Consider the following 23,596-nt stretch of genomic DNA (forward strand, 5'->3'; position numbering starts at 1 on the left):
ATGATAAAAGTGTTTGAAGCTTTTGCTGGTGTAGGAACACAAGCTATGGCTTTAAAAAGAATAGGTGTTGATTATGAAGTAGTTGGAATAAGTGAAATTGATAAATTTGCTTTGAAAAGCTATGAACAAATACATGGAAAAATAAATAACTATGGTGATATAAGTAAAATTGACTCTGATGAGTTACCAGATTTTGATTTATTTACATATTCATTTCCCTGTCAAGATATATCAATGGCTGGAAAACAAGCTGGATTTGATAAGGATAGTGGTACAAGAAGTTCTCTTCTTTGGGAATGTGAAAGAATAATCAAAAATAAAAAGCCTAAATATCTTTTGATGGAAAATGTAAAAGCTTTGACTTTTAAAAAGAATATGGAAGGTTTTAATAACTGGTTAAAAACTTTAGAAGATATAGGATATAAAAATTATTGGAAAGTTCTTAATGCAAAAGATTATGGAGTCCCTCAAAACAGAGAGAGAGTGTTTTGTGTATCTATACTAGGTGATGAAGAATATAAATTTCCTGAAAAACAGACTCTTAAAACAAGACTAAAAGATGTGTTGGAAGAAAATGTAGATGAGAAATATTATTTATCTAATGATAGGGTTAAGCAACTTGTAAAAATAATTAGAGATGATGATGTAAAAGAAAAATCAGTTTATGATGGAAGTATTAAAAATCCAAAATCTAAAGACATCGCTAATTGTATAACGGCAAGAGATCGAGGTATTGTAAATTTTCAATCATCTGGAAATGTGGTTGTCGAACCTAAAATAATTCAAACTCATAAGTTGAAAAGTGATAAAAGACGTAATCCCGATAGATATAGGGTTTTTGATTCAAACGGGATAAGTCCTACTTTACTGACTTGTCAAGGTGGTGGACTACAACCTTGTATACCAATTAAAAACTCTACAAAGAAAGGTTATTTAAAAGCCTATCCTGGAGATGGTATAGATTTAATCAATCCAAATGGAAAAACTCGAAGAGGTAGGGTTCAAAAAGACAGTATACAAACTTTAACCTGTAGTGATAATAAAGATGTTGTTGCAGATGATTTAAGGATAAGAAAACTCACACCTTTAGAATATTGGCGACTTATGGGAATTAATGACGAAGATTTTTATAAGGCACAAAAAGTAAATAGTAATAGTCAGTTATATAAACAAGCAGGTAATGCAATCGTGGTAGATGTGTTAGCTGCTATTTTTATGGAATTGTTTAAGGAAAGTAGGTGATTAATATTGGATTTTTAGATTTTTTTAAAAGGGAGAAAGAATACCCTTATGTTGATGGAAAAAAGGAAGAAGAGAAAGCTTTAATTGCTTGGTCTTATGATTGTGATGAATATGTTAGGTATTTACCATATGGATATAGGTCAATGGTTGACAGTCCCGAAATTAAAGGTGGGATTGAAAAGATTGCTGAAATCATATCTTCTATGAGTATTCAACTTATGAAAAATACTAAAAATGGAGATGTGAGAATTAAAAATGGACTTTCAAGGTTCATTGATATTGAACCATCTTTGAAGATGAATAGGCAACTTTTAATTTCTTGGATAGTTCAAGAGATGATGCTACATGGAAATGCTCTTATAATTCCTCATACAAAAAATGGACTTTTTGTTGAATTTGAAACAATTCCTTACGGGGAATATTCCATTGTTGATGATGAGAGAAATCTTAAAAACAATAGGACTTATTATATAAGACTTAACAAAGATAACAAAATATATAAGCCTGATGAGGTTTTGCATTTTAGATATAATCCTAATCTTAAAAAGCCTTGGATTGGTGAGGGACAAGAAATTTTACTTAAAGATTTAATGGATGGACTTGGTCAAGCAAGGTCAACTGTTCATGATTTTTTGGAAAATCAAATGTTACCTACTGTGATCATTAGTGTTGATTCTTTACCAACGGATTTAAAATCATCAAAAGGTCGTGATGAGATTGAAAAAAGATTTATAAAAAGAGCTAAAAACGGTCAACCTTGGATAGTACCTTCTATGATGAGCGTTGAACAAATGAGACCTCTTACCTTAAATGATATTGGAATTAACGAAAGATTTGATATTGATAAAAAATCAGTTGCAGCAATTCTTGGAATACCAGAGTTTATGTTAGGTATTGGAGAATTTGATAAAGACGAATTTAACAATTTTATTAGGACAAAAATTGCTGTTATATGTAAGGCTATTGAACAAGAATTTACTAGAAAGATTTTAATCGATAACAGTTATTATTTTGTCTTTAATAGAAAATCCATGCTTTCTTATGACCTTGATACTTTAGGTGGCTTATATATGGATTTATTTGAACATGGAATAGTTACTGGTAATGAAGTTCGTGATGTTATGGGAATGAGTCCACTTGATGGATTAGATGAGCTTTTGATTTTGGAAAATTATATTCCTGTGGATAAGAGTGGTGATCAAGAAAAGTTAAAGGGTTCTGATAATAGTTCTAACAAAGATTCTAATAGTAAGTCTGATAATAGTTCTAATGATAAGAAAGGAGGTAATGATGACGGAGAAGAAAATTCAATACAGAACGAACAAGATTAATTTTCGTGAAAAGGAAGACGATAAAGATTTAAGAATCGAAGGATATTTTGTAGTTTATGATGACGAAACTATGCTTTGGGATGGAGTATATGAAAAAATTGATAGAAATGCTTTTGATGGTGAACTTGAAAAAGATATAAGAGCTTTGATAGGGCATGATATGGAGAAAGTTTTAGGTCGAACAAAAAATAATACACTTACGCTAAAAAGCGACGACAAGGGCTTGTGGGGCTCAATCTTAATTAATAAAGATGACCCAGAAGCCCTTTCTTTATATCAAAAAGTAAAAAGAGGTGACGTTGATAAGTGCTCTTTTGGATTTATTCCAACAGATGAAGAGTGTACGGAACGTTCAAACGGAAGTCTTTTTACTGTTAAAAAATGTGACCTAATTGAAGTGAGTGTTGTTGCCTTTCCTGCCTATGAAAACACATCAATAAGTGCTAGAAAAAAGGATTTTGAAAAGAAACGTGAAGAATTTAGGAAGTCTAAATTAAAGGAGAAATTGAATGAAGTTAAAAATCTTAATGCTTAAGAAAAAGCTTGAAGAAAGAAAAGCTAAATTAGAAAAAGTAAATGAAAATCTTGAAGAATTTAAAACAAGAGAAGACGAACTTGAAGAAACAATCAATGAGTTAGACGAAAACTCTACTGATGAAGAATACGAAGTTGTAAATGAAGAAATCGACAAGCTCGAAAATGAGAAAAAAGAAAAACTTGAAGAGAAGAAAAATCTTGAAGATGAGATTGAAGAAATTGAAAAATCAATGTCTGAACTCGAAGAAGATACTGTTGATGAAGAAAAAGAGGAAACAAACGAAGAAAGAAAAATTGAAAAGAAACAAGTTGAAAAAAGAGGTGGTTATATGAACTTTGCTAATTTGAATTTTAACAATATGGATAGAAGACAAAGAGTTGGAAGAATACTTGAAAAAGACGAGAACGTTGAATTTTTTAGAAATCTTACTAACTTATATTTTAAAAGAGAAGCGGCTCTTGCTGGAATGACTAAAGACACTGCTGGACTTATGATTCCTGATGATGTTTATTATGAAATAAACCAAAGAATAGGAGATTATGGTTCTTTATATAATTTAGTTAGAAAATTAAATTTAGTCGGAAAAGCAAGAATTATTATGAACGCTGGTACACCAAAAATGTACTGGACTGAAAAATGTGAACCTTTAAAAGAAACAACGCTTGGGGAATTAAATTCTGTTGAACTTGATAACTTTAAGCTTGGTGGATATCTATTCTTATGTGAATCTTTTGTACAAGATGTAAATGAAAATAAACATCACTCAATTACAATTGCTGATTATATTATAAATGAATTTGCTAAGGCTATTGCACAAGCTTTAGACGAAGCAATCTACAATGGTAAGGGTGCAACTGAAAAACAACCTGAAGGAATTACAAGTGTTGTTAAAACTACAAAGAAAGTTACAAGTATATTGGAACTTTTGGGTGTTATAGGCGATATAGATGTTTTATTCTATGAACATAATGCTCCACAAGGAACTATCACAGTTGCTGGAAATAGAAAAACACTTTATAAATGGATTTATCCTGAAACATGGGGAAAAGATTCTAATGGAAAACTTGTATATGGTATGGGAAATACTCTACCAGATGGAACTAGAATTGAAACATCAAATGTAATTCCTGATGATGAAATAGTAGTAGGGGATTTTAACCAATATATTCTAGGAATTAGAAAAGATATGACTTTTGATACTAACGATAGATTACAATGGATTGAAGAAAATATCGGATATAAAATCAGAGGAAGATATGACGGTAAAGTTATCAATCCTAAAGCTTTTGCAAGATGCAAATTTGCAGCTCCAACAACATCACCTACAACTGGGGCTTAATTAATATAAAATGAAAAACGGTGAAAAAATAGATTCCCTCACTACTTTGGTAAAACAAAGGGAGGGAATTTTAAATACTGTTCAAGATGAATACATTAATGCAATAGTAAAAGGTGTGATCAATGAACTTGAAAAACAACATGGAATAAGTGTTAACCTTGATGATATGGATATATTCATGCTTGTCGTTGATATGGCAAGTTTTAGATATTCCAATCGTGATTCTATTGAGGGTTTTCCTAAGCATCTTGAATATAGGTTAAGAAATTTTTATATTAATAAGTCAAACGATATTGAGGGTGATTAAGTGACCTATGATGATATTGTAATTTTATTTAATAAAGCAAGAGAAGAAAAAGACAAATATGGAAATACTCATCTAATTTTTGATGAGATTTCCATAAGTCAAGCCTTTTGTCACATAAGAGATATTGGTCGTGAGGAGTTTTATCTTGGTAAAAATAATAGATATAAACCTTCCAAAGTTATAACTATGAAAATTAGTCAATATGAAGGTGCTCAATACATGATTATTGGTAAAAGTATGGATTTGAAAAAGGATTTAAATGATTTTGTAAATGATGAAAATATAAAATTATTTAAGCTTATAAGAAGTTATTCTCCATCATCTCTTATGCTTGGTCGTAATGAGAAAAAAATTATAGGTGCTTATAAACCTGGTCGTGATGATATTGAGATAGTCCTTGAAGAACAATATGGAACACCAAGAAGTGAAATTAGAGAACAAGTTAAAAAAATTCTTGGAAGTGATGAAAATTGAAAAGTTTATCGGAACAATTAAAGGAAATATTAAAAGACGAAACTTTGGAAACTAGAAAAAAGATTGAAGAAGTGGCTGACCAATCGAGTGAATTTGGATTAAATCTTATTAAAAAAAGAAGTCCAAGAGATGGCAATAGGAAATCCACTAGGGTTGGTAAAGGTCGTTATGCTAGTGGGTGGAGAGATGAGAAAGAGTATGTGGGTGGTTTAATTATGAAACATACTTTACACAATGTAAATGAACCTACTTTAACTCACCTACTTGAAAATGGTCACGTGGTTAAAAATCAATTTGGTACTTATGGAAGAGCAAGAGCAATTCCTCATATAGAAAGGACTGAAAAAGATACTGCTGATTATTTTGAACAAAATGTTGTTAGGAAATTAGAAAAATGATAAAAAATCCGATGGAAATATTTAAAAATTTTGAACTTGATATTGACCATGGAACTATCAAAAAGAGTGAACCTCCATTTTTAGTTTATCGTGGTAAAGGTAGTTCAAATTTTAGTGCGGAAGATAAAATTTATTATAGGGTGTATGACTACACTATTGAATATTATTTTATCTATAAGAATGAAGATATGGAAAGAGCTATCGAAGAAAGATTTGATAGAGAAAATATAATGTGGGATAAGTCGTCAGATGTGTTTATTGAAGAAGAAAATATGTTTGTGATTTATTACACAATTTAATAAATATAAGAATTAGTGTTTTACGAAAGTAAGGCACTTTTTTAATGCAAAAATTAAAGGAGATAAAAATGGCAAGTGAAAACAAAGTAAAATTTGGTTTAAGAAATGTACACATATTCCCAATTGAAGAAGAAAGTGATACAAAAATAACTTATGGAAAAGTTATTAAGTTACCAGGAGCTGTAAATTTATCATTATCAATAGAAGGAGATGAAAATACTTTCTATGCTGATGATATACCATATTATAGTACATTTTCAAACAATGGATATTCTGGAGATTTGGAAATAGCAATGATTACAGATGAATTTATTGTTGGAATATTGGGTCAACAAAAAGACGAAAATGGGGCAATAATTGAATCAATTAATGATAAAATAAAACCTTTTGCTATGGCTTTTGAATTTCAAGGTGATGCAAAGGCTACAAGAAATATCTTATATAAAGTTACTGCTTCAAGACCAAGTGCTGAACATTCAACAATTGGTGAAACTAAAGAACCTCAAACAGATACTTTATCAATAAAAGCTATTGCAAGAACAAGTGATGGAAGAATTAAGGCAAGACTTTATGAAGGTCAAACTGGTTATGAAACATTTTATGACAATGTTTATGAAGGAACAATAATAAGAGGACCAAAGATCGGGGAGTAAAAATTGCAAAAAACAATAGAAATTAATGGCAAGAAAGTGGATTTTAAATTCACTCTTGCCGCTTTTTATATATTTAAAAATCAATTTGGTTATGACGCTATGAACAAAATAGTACCTATGATTGGGGAAGTTATGTCGGGTCTTGATTTTAGTATATTACAAAAGAAAAAAGTTAAGACCGAAGATTTCTATGAAATGATTGGAGAAAGTTTACAAAACACTTTTGGTTTTGAAATGGTTGATATTCTTAACTTCATTTGGGCTTTCGCTAAGTGTGGAAATAACGAGATTGGAGATCCTATTTCTTGGTATTCAAGTTTTGATGAATTTCCAATAATTGATGTGATGAAAGAATTTATACCAGCACTTATGGAATCTCTTGGAAGTAAAAAAAAATTAGTGAAGAAGAATACGGAAGTGAAGATTCAAAAGAAAACAGAGAAACAACAGTAGATACTGATTTATTGTTTCAAAGTGGTCTTATGTGCAAGATGGATTTTGAAATGATTAGTCAAATGACACCGGGTAATTTGGTTGATTATATTTTATCCTATAACGAATATCAAGGAAAAGTGAATGGAAATGACAAGAAAAAACCTAAAGTCCGTCTTGCCACACAAGCTGACTTTGACAATTTTTAAAAGTTTGGAGGTGTAATTTATGGCTAGAAAAGTCAGAGGTATAACAATTGAATTTAGTGCTGATATGACCAAGTTTGAAAAAGCTATGAATGAAGCCTACAGTAAGGGTCGAAGTCTTGAAAGACAAATGAAAGATATTAATAGACTTTTAAAGGTTAGACCAAGTGACCAAGGTTTATATACACAAGCTTTTAAAACATTAGAAAAGCAAATAGAAAACTCTAAAAATAAACTTAAAGAATTAAAAGCTGCTTATACGGTGGCTGTAAAAGAGTTTAATGAGGGAAAAATTGGCAAAGAAGCCTTGTTTGCTTTACAAAGAGATATCAAGGCTACTGAAAATGATTTAAAAAAATTTAATAAAGCTCTTGATGAAATGAAGAAAAAAGCTAGTCACTTTGAGGAGTTGAGAGCTAAGATATCTAAGGTTGATGAGAGTCTTAAAAAGAATAAGGATTTATTAGACCAAGTTAATAAGGCTTTGAAGCTTGATCCTAAAAATGTTGGACTTGTTAAAAATCAACAAGATTTGTTAGCAAATTCAATTTATGAAACTAAGAAGAAGCTTGATTTGTGTAGACAAGCTCAAGAAGAGTTAGTCAAAGAGTTTAATAAAGGTAATTATTCAAAAGATGAATATACAGAAAAATATGCTAAGTTAAGAACTGAAATAATAAATGCTAAAGAAGAGATAAAAAGGCTTGCCAAGGAAAGTGATATAACCAGCATTAAGCTTAAAAATATGTCAGAATCTTTTGAAAAGGTTGGAAATGGTTTGAAAAGTGCTGGAGATTGGATGACTAAAAGAGTCACCTTACCAATTACAGGTGCTATGACTCTTGCAACAAAAGAAGCTATTAATCTTGAAGATGCTATGGCTGGAGTTCGTAAGACTACTACTATGACTGATACTGAATTAAAGCAAATGGAAGATACCTTTGTTAGTATGAGTAAGACAACGCCAGTTACTGCAAAAGAGCTTGCTAATATTGGTGAGATGGCAGGACAACTTGGAATTAAGAAAGAAAATATTGCTGAATTTTCCAAGGTTATTTCTGATTTAACTATTGCTACCAACCTTACCGCCGAAGAAGGTGCTAAGGATTTGGCAAGGTTTATTGCTATAACAGGTGAGACTCAAGATAAGGTATCTAATCTTGGTTCTACAATAGTTGAACTTGGTAATAACTATGCCACAAGTGAGTCTGAAATTCTTGATATGAGTTTAAGGCTTGCAGCCCAAGGTGATATAGCTGGACTTACAAGTGCTGAAACTATGGGAATTGCTACTGCTTTGTCCGCTGTAGGTTTAAAGTCAGAACAAGGTGGATCATCATTTTCAAGGGTTATGATGAAAATGAATACTGCTGTTCTTTCTACACAAGAAAGAATGGGTATGCTTAACAAGGCTCTTGAAGGAACTGGATATACCATAGAAGATGTGCAAAATGCAATGGCTCAAGGCGGTAAAAAAGGTAAAGCCGCTTTAGATGAAATCGGTCAAGCTATTGGAATGACCGGTGATGATTTAAAAGAGCTTGCTAGTGAGTCTGAAAATTCAAGTGAGAAGTTAGAGGTTTTAGGTCAAGTTTCAGGACTTGGTGCTGAAGGTTTTGCTAAGGCTTGGAGAGAAAATCCTATGAAAGCTATTCAAGCTTTTATAGAAGGTCTTGGTAAAATGAAGGATAAAAACGAGGATTTAACAAAAGTTTTTGAAGCCTTGGATATGAACGGTATTCGTGAAGTTGATACTCTACAAAGAGTCGCTGGTGCAAATAAGCTATTGGGTAATGCTGTTGATGATGCAACTAAAGCTTATGAGTCTAATGTTGCTTTACAAAAAGAGGTTGATATTTTCAACAAAACTACTGGTAATCAATTAAAAATCCTTAAAAATGATTTCATAGCTTTGGGACTTAAAATTGGAAAAATCCTTATTCCAGTTTTAAAAGATTTAGTCGACTGGTTAAAAGGCATAGTTGAAAAAACTGAACAAATGAAACCGGGAGAAATTGAACGTTGGGTAAAAGCTTTATTAGGTATTGCTGCTATAGGACCAATTGTTGGAACGATAGGTAGGTTTTTTATTGGACTAAGTAATATAACTGGTGCTTTAAGTAATATGTCAGGTGCTCTGGCAGGAGTGAAAGCAGGTGCTGATGTGGCAAGTGGGTTTCGTGTCATAATAGTGATAGAGGCAAATAGTTATGTAAATATAAGGAGTTCAAGACTTCTACCAAAGTTTAAAACTCAAAAAATAAATAGTTGGTGTGCTGCTTAGAGTATCCATTTTAACAATGGGTATTGTAAATAGCATACCAATAAAACTAAGGATTCTTTAAAGAGTCTTATTTTGTGATGAAAATTTAATATGTAAATTTTAGACGATAGAAAGCAATAATTCTGTCGTCTTTTTTTATTTTAAAGAGAGGAGGTAGGAATGAATTTTGATTATTTTTATAATAGGCAATCTGAGATGTATAACTTCATTAGGTTACCTATGGTATTAATGGAAGATGAGATTTTTGAGAGCATTTCTATTGAAGCTAAAGTTTTGTATTCATATATGCTTAATCGAATGGGTCTTTCATATAAAAATGGCTGGATAGATGAAGATGGAAAAGTCTTTATTTACTACACAATGGATGCTATTAAAGAGCAATTTAACTGTGCTAATGATAAAGCCTTAAAGATTATAAATGAGCTTGATATAAAATCAGGAATTGGATTGATAGAAAAGAAAAGACAAGGACTTGGAAAACCAAATAGGATATATGTTAAAGATTTTATGAGTGTTTTCTCCGATTCAAATAATAGAAATCCAGATTTCCGAAAAGCAGAAGTCCAGACTTCCGATAATCGGAATTCAAGAACTCCTAATAACAGACTTCAAGATTTCCGAAAATCGGAAGGTAACTATAACAATATTAGTAATAATGAGTTAAGAAAGAATGATTTTAGTAAGGGACAAAAGCCTTATGGAATATATAAAAACATATTTTTGACTGATGAAGAATACAAGGACTTAACAAATGAGTTAGGAAGTAGAATTAGTGACTACATTGATAGGTTGTCGTCATATATGAAAGCAAATAACAGAGTGTATCAAGATTACAAGGCAACGATAATCAATTGGTATCTTAATGATCAGGCAAAAAACATTAATGATAATACAACAAGGAAAATGAATTACGATATAGGAGAGAGTTTATGAAGAACTTAAAAGATTTTGTATTAAGAGAAAATGATATTGAAAGAAATGGACATATTTATTGTAAGGTATGTGATAAAAGAGTCGATGGAGAATTACTTGACCTTGGCTTTACAAAGTTTATTCCCAGAATTAAATGTGAATGTGAAATAAAAAGAGATAAGGAAAATGAAGAAAGAGAAAGACTAATGAAAATATCATCGCTAAAAAGAGATTGTTTCTCATCGCCACTCCAACACCAATATAATTTTGAGAGATTCTTAAATGAAAAAGGTCAAGCTTACAAGGTTGCTTACAATTATGCTAAAAGTTTTGAACAAATGAAGGAAGACAATGTTGGACTTTTATTTCATGGAGATGTTGGCAGTGGAAAGACTTATCTTGCTTGTTCTATTGCAAATGAATTAATTGAAAGAGAACAAGTTAAAGTTAAGATTATGAATTTATCTCAGGTTATAAATCAAATACAAAAATCAGCATTTAAGCTAGATTCAAATGAAATTATAGATAACCTATCAAACATTCCGTTGTTAATTTTAGATGATCTTGGAATTGAAAGGGATACATCTTATGCAAGAGAACAAGTATATAACATTATAAACTCAAGATACTTAAAAGGTAGGCCGACAATTTTTACTACAAACTTATCATTGGAAATTATTCAAAATCCTAATATTGAACTTGAGTATCAGAGGATATATTCAAGAATACTTGAAATGACAATACCAGTTAAAGTTACGGGAGAAGATTTTAGAAGAAAAATCCATCAAGAGAAGTTAAGAAAATACAAAGAGTTACTTTTATATGGAGGTGGAATAGATGATTAATGAAGAAGTATCTAGGTCGAGTCTTAACCTTGAAGTAAGGCTTGCAAAAGCAACAAGTAAAGCAATTCTTGATGCCTTAAAGAAAGTTCACAAGCAAATAGAAGATCAAGGAGGCTTGAAAAATGTAATAAAAAATAATGGAGAAGAAGTAAAACTAAAGGATATGGTTAAAAAGGGACAGTTAGAAGAAATTAATCTAAAAGATCCTGAGTTAAAAGAATTAAAGAAAATTTTAAACAAACACGGAGTGAAGTTTTCTGTTATGAAAGATAAGGAAACTGGTAACCACTCTGTGTTTTTTCAATCTAAGGATATAAAAGTAATGGAACACGCCTTTAAAAAAGCAGTTAAGGCTTCTGAAAAAAAGGCCGATAGAAAAGATTCAATAACGAAGACTATAAATAAGTTTAAAGATATGGCTAAGGACACCATTAGTAAAGATAAAGTTAAAAATAAACATAAGGAGCAAAGCTTATGATAAGTAATCTAAAAACATTTGAAAATAAGAATTTTGGGAAACTCACTGTTATTGAAAAAGATGGTGAGTTTTTCTTTATAGCAAATGAAGTAGCAACTATGCTAGGATATGTCAATCCCAGAAAAGCTATTTATGACCATGTAGACGAAGAAGATAAGGGTGTAACGAAATGGAACACCCCTGGAGGAATACAGAATATTTCAATAATTAACGAATCAGGATTGTATTCACTTATCCTCTCATCAAAACTACCACAAGCAAAAATATTCAAAGCTTGGGTAACTAGAGAAGTCTTACCAAGTATTAGAAAAAACGGAGGATATATAGTAGGGCAAGAAAAGAAAACTAATGAAGATCTACTTGCAGATGCAATTCTTGTAGCCAATAGAATTATTGCTGAAAGAGAAGAAGAAATTGAAGAATTAAGACCAAAGGCAGATTATTATGACAAATTAGTAGATTATAACCTACTTACAAACTTTAGAAATACTGCCAAAGAGTTAGGAATACCACAAAATCAATTTATAAGTTTTCTAATGGATAAGGGATTAATTTACAGAGATAAGAAAAAGAAACTCTTACCTTATGCAGATAAGAACAAGGGATATTTTGAAGTAAAAGAATGGATTGATCCACTAGGTACACTTGTAGGAATACAAACATTAATAACACCAAAGGGAAGACACTACCTACTAATTTTATTAGATAGTGAAGGTTTCTACGATGAATAAGATATTAGAAGCCATTCTTTCTGATATTAAAAACCTAATTAAAATAGACAACCCAAAGAAATTTATATTATCAAACATTCCCTATCTATCATTCTTCTACATTGGAAATATCTTTTCTAAGCACATCAATTCTTATGTAGGAGGAGATATTATTGATAAAATAATGGTGGGAATTTCTGATATAGGAACTTTATCTTATATACCAAGCCTTAATCCAAGGGACTTGTTAGTAGGTATTTCAGTTGCTGGTCTTGTTAAGTTAATTGTTTACAGCAAAGGTAAAAACAAAAAGAAATATAGGCAAGGCAAGGAATATGGATCTGCAAGATGGGGAGAAAGTAAGGATATTGCTCCATATATTGACCCTAAGTTTGAAAACAATGTTCTCATAACTAATACCGAAAGACTAACAATGAACTCAAGACCTAAAAACCCTAAATATGCCAGAAATAAAAATGTATTAGTAATAGGTGGTTCTGGATCAGGTAAAACGAGATTTTATGTAAAGCCAAATCTAATGCAAATGCATTCTTCCTATGTAGTAACAGACCCTAAAGGCACACTTGTGTTAGAATGTGGAAAAATGCTTTATGAAAATGGTTACGACATAAAGATATTAAACACAATAAACTTTAAAAAATCTATGAAATACAATCCCTTTGCATACTTGAGAAGTGAAAAAGATATTTTAAAGCTTGTCCAAACCATAATTGCTAACACCAAGGGAGATGGAGAAAAGGCAGGAGAAGATTTTTGGGTAAAGGCTGAAAAGTTATATTACACTGCTCTTATTGGGTATATTTATTATGAAACACCTGAAGAAGAAAAGAATTTTAAAACACTCTTAGATATGATTGACGCAAGTGAGGTTAGAGAAGATGACGAAACCTATATGAACCCAATTGATAGGCTTTTTGAAGCTCTTGAAAAGAAAGATCCAAGTCATTTTGCAGTTAAGCAATACAAGAAATATAAGCTTGCAGCAGGAAAAACTGCAAAGTCGATTCTAATATCTTGTGGAGCAAGACTTGCACCTTTCGATATAAGAGAGCTTAGAGAGCTAATGAGTGAAGATGAATTAGAACTCGATAAAATTGGAGATAGGAAAACAGCTTTGTTCGTAATAATATCAGATACAGATGATACATTTAATTTTGTAGTTTCAATAATGTATTCTCAACTATTTAATCTACTATGTGATAAGGCAGATGATGTGTATGGTGGTAGACTTCCAGTTCATGTTAGGTGTCTACTTGATGAGTTTGCAAATATAGGCTTAATTCCAAAATTTGAGAAACTAATAGCAACAATTCGTTCAAGAGAAATATCTGCAAGCATAATATTACAAGCACAATCTCAATTAAAAGCAATTTACAAAGACCATGCAGATACGATAGTTGGTAACTGTGATTCAACGCTTTTTCTAGGAGGAAAAGAAAAAACAACAGTAAAAGAATTATCAGAAACCTTAGGAAAAGAAACCATAGACTTATATAACACGTCAGAAACAAGATCTAACCAAAAATCTTTTGGACTAAATTATCAAAAGACTGGGAAGGAACTTATGAGCCAAGATGAAATAACTGTAATGGATGGTGGTAAGTGTATATACCAACTAAGAGGAGTAAGACCTTTCTTGTCTGATAAATTCGATATTACAAAGCATAAGAATTATAAGTTATTGGAAGACTATGATAAGAAAAACTTGTTTGATGTGGAAGAGTATTTAACAAATAGAGATAAGGTAAAGTTAAAATCAAGTTATAAGATAAATAGGTTAAATATTTGAGTTTATGGAGAAAGTAAAATGTGTGAAAATAGAAAATCATCTTTAATTATATTAAACATAAATGGTGAGCAGTTTATTTTAGAAAGTGATACAGAACTCACTATGGATAAGAAAAATTATATTGAAGCAATATGTGAGACAATGTACGATGAAAGTAATGAATGGTATGAAGATATATATGATATGTCCCCATATGATATAGCTGAGCTATTTGAAAAAACAGTAAAAGAAGAAGTAGGAATAACTGTTACATTTAAAGCGATAGACCTTGAAGTATCAATTTTAGAAGACTAGAAATAAGGTATTAACAGGCGATAGAAATTAAAAACTCTATCGTCTTTTTTTATATTCAAAATTAGGAGGCTAAAATGGTAAGGATAAGAAGCCCCACTTAAAACAATTTAATATATAAGACATTTAGCGATTGAAATATAGGTTCAGTCGCTTTTTTAATTGAAATTTATAGATTAAGGAGAAGAAATTAATGGATAGAGAAATGATAAATATTAATGCAAATTTAGTTAAGGAAGCTGAATTTTCAGAATTTGAAAAAGATGGAGAAAGTGTTCAAGTAGCAAATTTTGCTCTTGTTAAAAATTATGGAAAGGGCAAAGAATATACAAATTGCTCAGTATATGGAGAAAAGGTAGAAATTGTAGAAGAATTTGAAAAAGGAGATCTGATCCATGTCTTTGGATATTTCAAAGAAAACAAAAAAGGAGATAAGGTCTATAAGAATTTTATAGTTAAATCACTAAATAAAATAGAAAATAAGAAAGAAAACGAGGAGGAATAATATGGAATTTTTTACAGCTGGAGTTGGAGTTTTAAAGACACTTGTAACTGCAATTGGTGCAGGTTTAGGAGCATGGGGAGTTATTAACTTAATGGAAGGTTATGGTAATGATAACCCTGGTGCTAAATCTCAAGGTATTAAGCAGCTTATGGCTGGTGGAGGAATTGTGCTAATCGGTATCAAATTAATTCCACTACTTGCAAATGCTTTAAAATAGGAGAAAGTCTATGTTTGGTATCTTTGACAAGCTAACTGAATTTTTTAAGGATATGCTACTCGGAGGTATCAAAGCAAATCTTGAGTCCATGTTCTTAGATATAAATGACAAGGTAGGAGTTATTGCAACTGATGTTGGGAAGACACCAATGGGTTGGAATGGAGAAGTATATAACTTCATAAAAAACATTAATGATAATGTGATCGTTCCAATAGCAGGTCTTATCATAACAGCAGTTTTATGTATCGAACTCATAAATATGGTTATGCAGAAGAATAATATGCATGATACAGATACTTTTGAGTTTTTCAAATACATTATAAAGATGTTTATAGCAGTCTACCTTGCAAGCCATGCCTTTGAATTTTCAATGGCAGTCTTTGATGTGGCACAAAATCTTGTAAACAAAGCGGCAGGGGTAATCACTACTTCTGCCACTGTTTCAGGAGATCAGATAGTTGCAATGGTTGATACATTAAAAGAAAAAGATGTTGGTGCATTAATAATGATATTAGTTGAAACAAGCCTTGTTAGGATTGCAATTCAATGTATATCTTTAACTATTACCTTAATAGTATATGGGCGTATGTTTGAAATATATGTCTACTCATCAGTATCATCCATACCATTTGCGACTATGGGAAATAAAGAATGGGGTCAGATTGGAACAAATTATATCAAGGGACTTTTTGCCTTGGGACTACAAGGTTTGTTTTTGATGATATGTTTGGGTATCTACACCGTTTTAATTAGAACGGTACAGGTTACAGATATTCACGCAAGCTTGTTTAGTATATTAGGATATGCTCTACTACTTGGACTTATGATGTTTAAGAGTGGAACAGTTGCAAAAAGTATTATGAATACGCACTAGGAGGAATAAATGTTAAAAAAGAAAAATTGTGTTTTATTGGGACTTGGAATTTTATTGGGAGGAACTTATGAATTCTTAAAAGAGAAGAAAAGAAATGAAGAGATTAGAAACTTAAAGAGGAGAATAAATAGACTCGGAAGATGTCACAATGAATTTGTTATTTATCAAGGAGAATACAATGACAGAAATGAAGAAAAACAAGAAGAATTAGAAGAAAGAATTAGCTACCTAGAAGAGGAAACAACATCTAATTATGACCATATACTTGAACTTTCCAAAGAAGAAGTAGAGGGAGATTAAAATGGCATATGTACCAATACCAAAAGATTTAGACAAGATTAAAACAAAGGTTGCCTTTAACTTAACTAAAAGACAACTTATAGGTTTTTCTGTGGCAGGACTAATTGGCATACCAACCTATTTATTTATGAAGAAATATCTGCCTAATGATGTTTCTATTATTGTAATGCTAATAGTAACCCTGCCAATCTTTTTTATAACCTTATATGAAAAAGATACCTTAACCTTTGAAAAATATTTTAGATTTTTCTATCTTCATAAGTTTTATCAACCAACTAAGAGAATAAGAAAGGAGGCATACCTTGAAGCAAAGAAAAAAGCAAATCAGCGACTTAAATCTAAGGGAAAAACAATTAAAAAAAGACCGAAAGGAAGTAAGAAGGCTAAAAACAAAGAAAGATCCAACAAATAGTCTTCTAAATGTAATTTTAAAGAAAGAGAAAAAGAGATTTACTGTTGAGGATACAATTCCATATATAAGAATGTTACCAGAGGGCATTTGCCAGTTAGATGAAAAAAATTATTCGAAGACAATTTCATTTCAAGATATAAATTACCAGTTGGCATTGGAAGAAGATAGAGATTTAATCTTTAACCAATTTGCCAACTTTTTAAATTCTTTTGATCCAAGTGTCCACATTGAACTTTCGTATGTAAATCAATTAGGAAGAAATAAAGACCTACAAGATGCAATTAAAATTGCTGATAAGGGAGACTTCTATGACGATGTAAGAAAAGAGTTCAGGGAGATGTTAAAGCTTCAACTTGCAAAGGGCAATAACGGACTTAAAAAGATGAAGTATATAACATTTACAACAGAAGCCGATAACCTAGAGCAAGCAAGAGCAAAGTTAAATAGACTTGAAGTGGATATTTTATCTAACTTTAAATCTATGGGAGTAAGAGCAGAAAGCCTTGATGGCGAAGAAAGACTAAGACTTGTTCACGATATGTTAAATCCAGACAAAAACTTTGATTTTTCATATAAAGATTTGAAGAAAAAAGAGTCTACAAAATCACATATAACTCCTAATATATTTAATTTTGCACCAGCAAATAATTTTAAATTTGGGAAATTCATTGGAGCAGTAAGCCATTTTCAAATACTTGCAAGTGAGTTATCAGACAGAATGTTATCCGAGTTTTTAGATATTGATGACAATATTTATGTAGCTTTTCATATAGATGTAGTTGAACAAGCAGAAGCCATTAAACTCATTAAGAGAAAAAATACAGACCTGGATAGAATGAAAATTGAAGAACAAAAGAAAGCAGTTCGAGCAGGATATGATATGGATATTATTCCTTCAGATATAAACACTTTTGGGGCTGATGTTAAGTCCATGTTATCTGACTTACAAAATAGAGATGAAAGGCTCTTTGTAGTTACCATAGTAATGATGAATTTTGCTAGGACTAATCAAAAATTAGAAAACACTATTGCTCAAATTTCATCAATTGCTAACAGACATAATTGTCAGGTAAAAAGATTGTCTCATCAACAAGAACAAGGACTTGTTTCTGCCTTACCTCTAGGAGTTAACCAAGTCGAAATAAAAAGATTTTTAACTTCATCATCAACGGCAGTATTTATGCCTTTTACAACAGAAGAGCTATTTATTGATTCGGCAAATTCCTTGTATTATGGCTTAAATGCCCTTAGCCAAAACTTGATTATGGCAGATAGGAAGAAACTAAAGAACCCTAATGGATTAATATTAGGAACACCAGGTTCTGGTAAATCTTTCTCAGCAAAGAGAGAGATGGCAAATGCAATTCTTGTCACAGATGATGATGTAATTATTTGTGATCCTGAAGGAGAGTATTCAAACCTTGTAAAACAATTTAATGGAGAAGTTATTAAAGTTTCAGCAAAGTCAAAGGACTACCTTAATCCATTAGATATTAATATGAACTATGGAGATGGGGACGCACCTTTAAAAGATAAGGCAAACTTCATAATGTCTATGCTTGAACTTGTAGTTGGAGGATCTGGTCTTACTGCTGCAGAAAAATCTGTTATAGATAGGTGTTTACCAAAGATATACCAAAAATATTTTGAAGACCCTAAACCAGAAAATATGCCAATATTAGGAGATTTATACGATATGCTCCTATCTCAAGAAGAGGGAGTTGGTAGAAAACTAGCAACAGAAATGGAAATTTATGTTAAGGGAAGTCTTAATGTATTTAATAATAGGTCAAATGTTGATCTAAATAGACAACTGCTGTGTTTTGATATAAAAGAGCTAGGAACACAACTTAAAAAAATAGGGATGCTTGTAATTCAAGACCAGGTTTGGAACAAGGTTTCCTTAAATAGAGGAAACAAGTCTACAAGATACTATATAGATGAGTTCCACCTTTTATTAAAAGACCCACAAACTGCTTCATATTCAGTAGAAATCTGGAAAAGATTTAGAAAATGGGGAGGTATTCCAACAGGTATAACTCAAAACGTAAAAGACCTTTTAACAAGTCAGGAAATTGAAAATATCTTTGACAATACAGACTTTGTTCTAATGTTAAATCAAGCATCTGGAGATAGAGATATTCTTGCTAAGAAATTAAAAATATCGCCTTATCAGCTAAACTATATTACTAATTCAAACGCAGGTGAGGGACTATTATTCTTCGGAAATACTATTGTTCCATTTATAGATAAATTCCCTAAAGACACCATGCTATATAAGCTAATGACAACAAAACCAGAAGAAGCTAAGTAGGTGTGATATGGATAAAAAACTAAAAAAAGATTTTCAAAAGAAAATTATACGAAATAGGGACGCTCCTGAAAAGAATGTAGATAGTAAACTTGTTCATTCAGATGATTATACCAATAAGATAATTAAAACTAAGGATAGGTTCGGAGATAAAATTTCAGAAAAAGAATCTAAACTTATTCATGAGAATGTATTAGCTAAGGATCAAAAACAAGATAAACTAAAAGACTTTCAGAAGGCTAAAAACAAGGAAAGAATTAGAAAAGAAGTTTTAGATAATAAGGATAAGGCTGGAGAAACAAAACAAGCTAATCTTGAAATAAAGACAGATGAAAACTTTAAACCTGATGAAGACTTAGATGTAGACTCCAAAAAGGTGAATTTTGAAAGTGAAAACAGTAGAAATATTAATTCTAATAAACTAACAACAGATGATATTTCAGCTAAGGCTCAACCAATAAACAATAAGAAACCATCAAGTAAAAGACAAGTTCTTAAAAATTATGAGGATAAACTTATCCATAGTAAGGATAAATTCCAAGACAAAATCAACGAGAAAGAGTCTAAGCGAATCCATACAAGTGAAGATAAACCTATCGAAGCAAAGAAAAGTAAGAGAATATATAGAAAAGATAAGCTTGTTAAAGATGAAGTAAGTAAGAACGAGAGTAATTCTATCATTGATAAAAAGCAAAAGCAGAAGATTTATCAAGAAAAGAAGTTTAGAGATAAGGAAAAATTTTCTAATGAAATAGATAAAGAAAATAAGCTAAGCCAAGTTGATACAGATAAAACTTTTGATAATTCTGAGCTTAAAGACGATAATCTTGAATATATAAAAGATGAAAAGGAAACGAGCCTTAAACCTTCAGAACAAAAGAAAGTTAACAAGAAGAAAACTTACTACAAAAGAAAAAATTATGAAAGTGATAAATTCACTCGAAAGAAAATCGATGACTTAAAAAATGAATCTAAGAAAGTTATAGCGAAAGATTCTAAGAAAGCACAAGATGTTAAAGATTTTATCTCAGATAAAAAAATTGGAGAGCTTGAAAAGTCTAAAAGCAAGCTAAAGGACAACATCTTAAAGAATAAAACTAAAGGGAGTCTATCTTCTGGAGTTTTATTATCTGGAGCTAAGTCCTCAGAGTTAGTGAGAGATTATTTAAGTTCAGGATCTGACAATACTGGTGTAGAATCAGGAGAAAAGGTCGCTAATGTAAGTTCTAAACTTCAGCATGGAATAAGAAAGTATAAGCTAGACAAAAAGAAAAAGTCCTTAAAAAAGCTATCTAAACTTGATAAGAAAATAAGAAAGAGAAAAAGCAAGTTGGAGTTTAAAAGTGGCTTGGAAGAATTAAAAAAGTCAGAATCCTATATAAAGAAAAATAGATTTAAGAAGTTTTACCAAAGAAAACAAATGAAGAGCATGATAGCTAAAAAGCACGAAACAAGACTGGTAGATAGAGTTAAAAAAGCTGTTTTAAGTTTAGGTAAGGCTTCTAAAGAGCTAATCGTAAGAAAAAGTAAGATGGTTCTATTTCTAGTAATAGGACTAGGTCTTATGCTATCAATCATGATTGGTGGTGGAAGTGTTGGTATGAGTGGACTAAGCAATTCAGTTAACTCAGTAATGACAACAACATACCTATCACAAGATACAGTTCTAAGTGAAGTTAATCAAGAATTTTCATCAATGGAGTATGACCTACAATCACAAATCGAAAGTGTAAAAACAAGTCATCCTGGATATGACGAATATATCATAAATAAAGAAGGAGAAATTGGTCATAATACCCATGAACTTTTATCCTATATAACTTCAAGATGTGGAGAAGTAAAATCAGCACCTGAAGTAAAAGGAATTTTAAAAGAGCTTTTCGATAAGATGTATAAGCTTGATTTTAAGGAAGAAATTGAAATTAGAACAAGAACAGTAGCAAGAACAAGATATGATAGTCGTGGTAATCCTTATACTAGCTATGAAAAAGAAGAGTACGAATATAAAAAGTTAATTGTAACTTTAAAGAAAAAAGAAATGGATGAAGTTGTTAGGGAAATATTTAAAGATTATCCAGACAATGTAGTTCATTATGAAGCTCTTCTTGAAGCTAAGGGAAATATGGGAGATGTTTTTGGATCAGGTAATGGGGACTTAGGAGAAATAGTAGACAATCCAAACTTTGGAAATCCTGGTCTTGCTTTTGATTCAGCTACTGCTAAAGCCTTATTTAATGAAGCAGAAAAACATATAGGGAAAAGATATGTATTTGGAGCAAGTGGACCATCTAACTTTGACTGCTCAGGTTTTGTATGTTGGTCATTTACAAAGTCTGGTGTAAAGAGAATGCCAAGAACAACTGCATGGAGAATATACAAAGACTATTGTAATCCAGTAAGTCCAAGTGAAGCTCAACCTGGAGATATCATATTTTTCCACTCAACATATAACAGTGGAACTCCAATATCTCATGTAGGAATATACGCAGGTAACGGAATGATGATTCACGCAGGTGATCCAATTCAATACACATCAATAAATTCAAAATATTGGAAATCACACTTTTATGGTTTTGGAAGACCAAGATAGAAGGGAGATATTATGTGAATAGAAAACTTATGAGTATTAGAAATAAGAAGAAAAAAATAGAAGAGAAATTAAAAGATTTAAATGCAAAATACAAGGAAATTTGCGATGAAGAAATACAAGTTGAAAATGAAGAAATAATTGTAACTCTAAGGAGGAACAATATTAGCTTGGAAGAATTAATGGAGAAAATCAATGATAGAAAAAGAGAAGAAAAATTAGAAGAAAAGGAGAACATTCATAATGAAGAAATTTAATACGAACAGACTAAGAGCCTTTTTTATGGCTCTTTTATTAGTTTTAACATCAACTTCAACTACTAATGTATTAGCTAAAGCTGATGATACAGATGGTAGTAAAAAAGTGATAGAGAGTTCAATAAGTAATATTAATGATTTAGAAAATCAAATCAAAGACTTAAATGATAAGAAACAAGAAGACCAATCAAAGATAGATGAATTAAAGGAAAAGTTAGAATCTTGCAAAGATAATGGAGAGAAACTAAAACAAGAAAAAGCTAAGCTGGAAGAAGAGATTAGAGATAAAGACAATAAGATTGCTCAATTGAATAAAGAAATTGAGGATCTTAAAAACTCTAATAATGATGAACTAATAGCAGAAATTACTCAGCTTAAAGATGAATTAAAAAGATTACAAGATGAAAATGCAAAGCTAAAAGAAGATTATTCATCTACAAAATGGGAGTTAGAAGCTGAGAAAGAAAAGGTAGATAAAAACGAAAATAAAATCAAAGAAATGCAAGAAAAGCTTGAGTCTTTCGAAGAGGAACTTGCAAAGAAGACTAAAGAAATTGAGGATAAAGATAATAAAATTAAGGGTTTGGAAAAAGCTCTTGATGAAAAAGATAATAAGATAAAAGAATTAGAGAATAAAAAGAAAGAAACAGAAAATTCTAAGTCAGAATGCTTTAAGAAGATTGAAGAGCTTCAAAAGGCTATTGATAGTTTAAAAGAATCTTCTGAAAATACTAAAAAAGAATTAGAGGAGAAAATTAAAAGGCTAGAAGAAAAACAAAAAGCTTCTGATGAAGAAATAAAAAAGCTAAAAGAAGATTTAGATAAGAAAATTGAAGACGCTAAGAAGTTAATCGAGGAAGTAAATAAAAAAGCTAAAGAAGAACTTGAAAAACAAGCTAAAGATGAAAAAGGAAAAAATCCAAACCAAGACTTATCTAAAAAATTAGATGAACTTTTAAAACTTCAAAAAGAAAACAAAGAGAAAAAAGAAGATGATAAATCTCAAGATAAAAAATGGGACGAACTTTTAAAAGCTGATGATAAGAACATCTTAAATCAATTTGATCTTAACAAGATGAAAGAGCAAGAAGACCAACAAGGTAAAAAACAAGTTAAAGATGAAAAAGAATTTGCAGTTTTCCAAGTAGACAAAAACTTTTATAACATTATCAATAAAGATGGTAAGACAACAGTCTATATGGATGTAAAAACTTATGTAGATCAAGGAAGAACTATGATTCCAGTAAGATATATTGCATATACTCTAGGTTTTAATGTTGAGTATGACAACTCTACTCGTGAAGCTATTTTCTCAAATAAGGAGAATAATATCTTAGCTAAAAAGACATTAAGACTAAATATTGATACTGGTGTTATGAAAGATTCAGATGGAAAAGTCTACAATTCAGATGTTAAGCCAGTGATTATAAATGGAAGAATTCATGCTTCAATTTCAAATATTGCCAAAGCTTTCGGAGCTAGTCATGGAGATATTAAAGATGGTAAAAACCAAACAATAGAATGGGACAATGCTAGAAAAGCAGTCTATGTATTTAAAAATGTAAAATAAGAAAGGATAGAAAA

General features: G+C 30.9%; 27 protein-coding genes. All 27 read left to right on the forward strand.

What is annotated here, in order from left to right:
• Nucleotides 1-1,242 (forward strand): DNA cytosine methyltransferase, encoded by a 1,242-nt coding sequence (locus tag BN3265_RS02085; RefSeq protein WP_058989922.1) that lies wholly within the window; start codon nucleotides 1-3, stop codon nucleotides 1,240-1,242.
• On the forward strand, nucleotides 1,239-2,573 hold the full coding sequence (locus BN3265_RS02090; RefSeq protein ID WP_058989923.1) for a phage portal protein: 1,335 nt from the start codon (nucleotides 1,239-1,241) through the stop codon (nucleotides 2,571-2,573). Before BN3265_RS02085 ends, BN3265_RS02090 begins: the two co-directional genes overlap by 4 nt.
• On the forward strand, nucleotides 2,533-3,108 hold the full coding sequence (locus BN3265_RS02095) for an HK97 family phage prohead protease (RefSeq protein ID WP_148363003.1): 576 nt from the start codon (nucleotides 2,533-2,535) through the stop codon (nucleotides 3,106-3,108). Before BN3265_RS02090 ends, BN3265_RS02095 begins: the two co-directional genes overlap by 41 nt.
• On the forward strand, nucleotides 3,083-4,450 hold the full coding sequence (locus BN3265_RS02100; protein ID WP_058989925.1) for a phage major capsid protein: 1,368 nt from the start codon (nucleotides 3,083-3,085) through the stop codon (nucleotides 4,448-4,450). The genes BN3265_RS02095 and BN3265_RS02100 overlap by 26 nt, the downstream gene beginning before the upstream one ends.
• Nucleotides 4,451-4,460: 10 nt before the next feature.
• Nucleotides 4,461-4,757 carry a hypothetical protein gene (locus BN3265_RS02105; protein ID WP_058989926.1) on the forward strand — a complete coding sequence of 99 codons (297 nt, stop codon included), beginning with the start codon at nucleotides 4,461-4,463 and terminating at the stop codon, nucleotides 4,755-4,757.
• Entirely contained in the window at nucleotides 4,758-5,231 is a 474-nt protein-coding gene (locus BN3265_RS02110) for a hypothetical protein (RefSeq protein WP_058989927.1), read from the forward strand.
• Entirely contained in the window at nucleotides 5,228-5,629 is a 402-nt protein-coding gene (locus BN3265_RS02115) for a hypothetical protein (protein ID WP_058989928.1), read from the forward strand. The genes BN3265_RS02110 and BN3265_RS02115 overlap by 4 nt, the downstream gene beginning before the upstream one ends.
• Nucleotides 5,626-5,928, forward strand: coding sequence for a hypothetical protein (locus BN3265_RS02120; RefSeq protein ID WP_058989929.1), 303 nt, complete (start codon nucleotides 5,626-5,628; stop codon nucleotides 5,926-5,928). The genes BN3265_RS02115 and BN3265_RS02120 overlap by 4 nt, the downstream gene beginning before the upstream one ends.
• 68 nt (nucleotides 5,929-5,996) lie before the next feature.
• On the forward strand, nucleotides 5,997-6,581 hold the full coding sequence (locus tag BN3265_RS02125; protein ID WP_058989930.1) for a major tail protein: 585 nt from the start codon (nucleotides 5,997-5,999) through the stop codon (nucleotides 6,579-6,581).
• Between the two features lie 3 nt (nucleotides 6,582-6,584).
• Entirely contained in the window at nucleotides 6,585-7,034 is a 450-nt protein-coding gene (locus BN3265_RS02130) for a hypothetical protein (protein WP_058989931.1), read from the forward strand.
• Between the two features lie 29 nt (nucleotides 7,035-7,063).
• Complete coding sequence (locus tag BN3265_RS09460) at nucleotides 7,064-7,222, forward strand: hypothetical protein (protein WP_157667244.1); 159 nt, start codon at nucleotides 7,064-7,066, stop codon at nucleotides 7,220-7,222.
• Between the two features lie 19 nt (nucleotides 7,223-7,241).
• Nucleotides 7,242-9,503 (forward strand): phage tail tape measure protein, encoded by a 2,262-nt coding sequence (locus BN3265_RS02135; RefSeq protein WP_058989932.1) that lies wholly within the window; start codon nucleotides 7,242-7,244, stop codon nucleotides 9,501-9,503.
• Between the two features lie 159 nt (nucleotides 9,504-9,662).
• Entirely contained in the window at nucleotides 9,663-10,436 is a 774-nt protein-coding gene (locus tag BN3265_RS02140; protein ID WP_001008418.1) for a replication initiator protein A, read from the forward strand.
• On the forward strand, nucleotides 10,433-11,260 hold the full coding sequence (locus BN3265_RS02145; RefSeq protein ID WP_000793094.1) for an ATP-binding protein: 828 nt from the start codon (nucleotides 10,433-10,435) through the stop codon (nucleotides 11,258-11,260). Before BN3265_RS02140 ends, BN3265_RS02145 begins: the two co-directional genes overlap by 4 nt.
• Nucleotides 11,253-11,738, forward strand: coding sequence for a PcfB family protein (locus BN3265_RS02150; RefSeq protein WP_000606597.1), 486 nt, complete (start codon nucleotides 11,253-11,255; stop codon nucleotides 11,736-11,738). The genes BN3265_RS02145 and BN3265_RS02150 overlap by 8 nt, the downstream gene beginning before the upstream one ends.
• Entirely contained in the window at nucleotides 11,735-12,469 is a 735-nt protein-coding gene (locus BN3265_RS02155; protein WP_000625112.1) for a phage antirepressor Ant, read from the forward strand. Before BN3265_RS02150 ends, BN3265_RS02155 begins: the two co-directional genes overlap by 4 nt.
• Nucleotides 12,462-14,258 carry a VirD4-like conjugal transfer protein, CD1115 family gene (locus BN3265_RS02160; RefSeq protein ID WP_058989933.1) on the forward strand — a complete coding sequence of 599 codons (1,797 nt, stop codon included), beginning with the start codon at nucleotides 12,462-12,464 and terminating at the stop codon, nucleotides 14,256-14,258. Before BN3265_RS02155 ends, BN3265_RS02160 begins: the two co-directional genes overlap by 8 nt.
• A gap of 18 nt (nucleotides 14,259-14,276) precedes the next feature.
• A complete protein-coding gene (locus tag BN3265_RS02165; protein WP_002839727.1) occupies nucleotides 14,277-14,552 on the forward strand; it encodes a hypothetical protein in 276 nt (91 codons plus the stop codon).
• A 190-nt stretch (nucleotides 14,553-14,742) separates the two neighbouring features.
• Nucleotides 14,743-15,054: a hypothetical protein gene (locus tag BN3265_RS02170; protein WP_058989934.1), complete on the forward strand. Its 312-nt coding sequence runs from the start codon at nucleotides 14,743-14,745 to the stop codon at nucleotides 15,052-15,054.
• A 1-nt stretch (nucleotide 15,055) separates the two neighbouring features.
• The gene (locus BN3265_RS02175) at nucleotides 15,056-15,271 is read left to right on the forward strand and encodes a Maff2 family mobile element protein (RefSeq protein ID WP_000394203.1); all 216 of its coding nucleotides are present in this window, start codon (nucleotides 15,056-15,058) and stop codon (nucleotides 15,269-15,271) included.
• 10 nt (nucleotides 15,272-15,281) lie between these two features.
• The gene (locus BN3265_RS02180) at nucleotides 15,282-16,145 is read left to right on the forward strand and encodes a VirB6/TrbL-like conjugal transfer protein, CD1112 family (RefSeq protein ID WP_019138740.1); all 864 of its coding nucleotides are present in this window, start codon (nucleotides 15,282-15,284) and stop codon (nucleotides 16,143-16,145) included.
• Nucleotides 16,146-16,154: 9 nt separating this feature from the next.
• The gene (locus tag BN3265_RS02185; RefSeq protein WP_058989935.1) at nucleotides 16,155-16,445 is read left to right on the forward strand and encodes a hypothetical protein; all 291 of its coding nucleotides are present in this window, start codon (nucleotides 16,155-16,157) and stop codon (nucleotides 16,443-16,445) included.
• Nucleotide 16,446: 1 nt separating this feature from the next.
• Nucleotides 16,447-16,857, forward strand: coding sequence for a PrgI family protein (locus BN3265_RS02190; protein WP_011528974.1), 411 nt, complete (start codon nucleotides 16,447-16,449; stop codon nucleotides 16,855-16,857).
• Nucleotides 16,748-19,171 (forward strand): VirB4-like conjugal transfer ATPase, CD1110 family, encoded by a 2,424-nt coding sequence (locus BN3265_RS02195; protein WP_082664087.1) that lies wholly within the window; start codon nucleotides 16,748-16,750, stop codon nucleotides 19,169-19,171. Before BN3265_RS02190 ends, BN3265_RS02195 begins: the two co-directional genes overlap by 110 nt.
• A gap of 7 nt (nucleotides 19,172-19,178) precedes the next feature.
• A complete protein-coding gene (locus BN3265_RS02200) occupies nucleotides 19,179-21,758 on the forward strand; it encodes a C40 family peptidase (RefSeq protein ID WP_058989936.1) in 2,580 nt (859 codons plus the stop codon).
• A gap of 14 nt (nucleotides 21,759-21,772) precedes the next feature.
• Complete coding sequence (locus BN3265_RS02205) at nucleotides 21,773-22,012, forward strand: hypothetical protein (protein WP_058989937.1); 240 nt, start codon at nucleotides 21,773-21,775, stop codon at nucleotides 22,010-22,012.
• Entirely contained in the window at nucleotides 21,999-23,582 is a 1,584-nt protein-coding gene (locus BN3265_RS02210) for a stalk domain-containing protein (protein ID WP_058989938.1), read from the forward strand. The genes BN3265_RS02205 and BN3265_RS02210 overlap by 14 nt, the downstream gene beginning before the upstream one ends.
• The last annotated feature ends 14 nt before the right edge of the window (nucleotides 23,583-23,596 follow it).

Source organism: Anaerococcus rubeinfantis, from assembly GCF_001487145.1.
In the GTDB taxonomy this organism is placed as follows: domain Bacteria; phylum Bacillota; class Clostridia; order Tissierellales; family Peptoniphilaceae; genus Anaerococcus; species Anaerococcus rubeinfantis.

Coding starts and splice junctions, on each gene's coding strand:
- BN3265_RS02085 (WP_058989922.1), top strand. CDS start 1: ATGATAAAAGTGTTTGAAGCTTTTGCTGGTGTAGGAACACAAGCTATG.
- BN3265_RS02095 (WP_148363003.1), top strand. CDS start 2,533: ATGACGGAGAAGAAAATTCAATACAGAACGAACAAGATTAATTTTCGT.
- BN3265_RS02100 (WP_058989925.1), top strand. CDS start 3,083: ATGAAGTTAAAAATCTTAATGCTTAAGAAAAAGCTTGAAGAAAGAAAA.
- BN3265_RS02105 (WP_058989926.1), top strand. CDS start 4,461: ATGAAAAACGGTGAAAAAATAGATTCCCTCACTACTTTGGTAAAACAA.
- BN3265_RS02120 (WP_058989929.1), top strand. CDS start 5,626: ATGATAAAAAATCCGATGGAAATATTTAAAAATTTTGAACTTGATATT.
- BN3265_RS02125 (WP_058989930.1), top strand. CDS start 5,997: ATGGCAAGTGAAAACAAAGTAAAATTTGGTTTAAGAAATGTACACATA.
- BN3265_RS09460 (WP_157667244.1), top strand. CDS start 7,064: ATGTGCAAGATGGATTTTGAAATGATTAGTCAAATGACACCGGGTAAT.
- BN3265_RS02135 (WP_058989932.1), top strand. CDS start 7,242: ATGGCTAGAAAAGTCAGAGGTATAACAATTGAATTTAGTGCTGATATG.
- BN3265_RS02140 (WP_001008418.1), top strand. CDS start 9,663: ATGAATTTTGATTATTTTTATAATAGGCAATCTGAGATGTATAACTTC.
- BN3265_RS02145 (WP_000793094.1), top strand. CDS start 10,433: ATGAAGAACTTAAAAGATTTTGTATTAAGAGAAAATGATATTGAAAGA.
- BN3265_RS02150 (WP_000606597.1), top strand. CDS start 11,253: ATGATTAATGAAGAAGTATCTAGGTCGAGTCTTAACCTTGAAGTAAGG.
- BN3265_RS02155 (WP_000625112.1), top strand. CDS start 11,735: ATGATAAGTAATCTAAAAACATTTGAAAATAAGAATTTTGGGAAACTC.
- BN3265_RS02160 (WP_058989933.1), top strand. CDS start 12,462: ATGAATAAGATATTAGAAGCCATTCTTTCTGATATTAAAAACCTAATT.
- BN3265_RS02165 (WP_002839727.1), top strand. CDS start 14,277: ATGTGTGAAAATAGAAAATCATCTTTAATTATATTAAACATAAATGGT.
- BN3265_RS02170 (WP_058989934.1), top strand. CDS start 14,743: ATGGATAGAGAAATGATAAATATTAATGCAAATTTAGTTAAGGAAGCT.
- BN3265_RS02175 (WP_000394203.1), top strand. CDS start 15,056: ATGGAATTTTTTACAGCTGGAGTTGGAGTTTTAAAGACACTTGTAACT.
- BN3265_RS02180 (WP_019138740.1), top strand. CDS start 15,282: ATGTTTGGTATCTTTGACAAGCTAACTGAATTTTTTAAGGATATGCTA.
- BN3265_RS02185 (WP_058989935.1), top strand. CDS start 16,155: ATGTTAAAAAAGAAAAATTGTGTTTTATTGGGACTTGGAATTTTATTG.
- BN3265_RS02190 (WP_011528974.1), top strand. CDS start 16,447: ATGGCATATGTACCAATACCAAAAGATTTAGACAAGATTAAAACAAAG.
- BN3265_RS02200 (WP_058989936.1), top strand. CDS start 19,179: ATGGATAAAAAACTAAAAAAAGATTTTCAAAAGAAAATTATACGAAAT.
- BN3265_RS02210 (WP_058989938.1), top strand. CDS start 21,999: ATGAAGAAATTTAATACGAACAGACTAAGAGCCTTTTTTATGGCTCTT.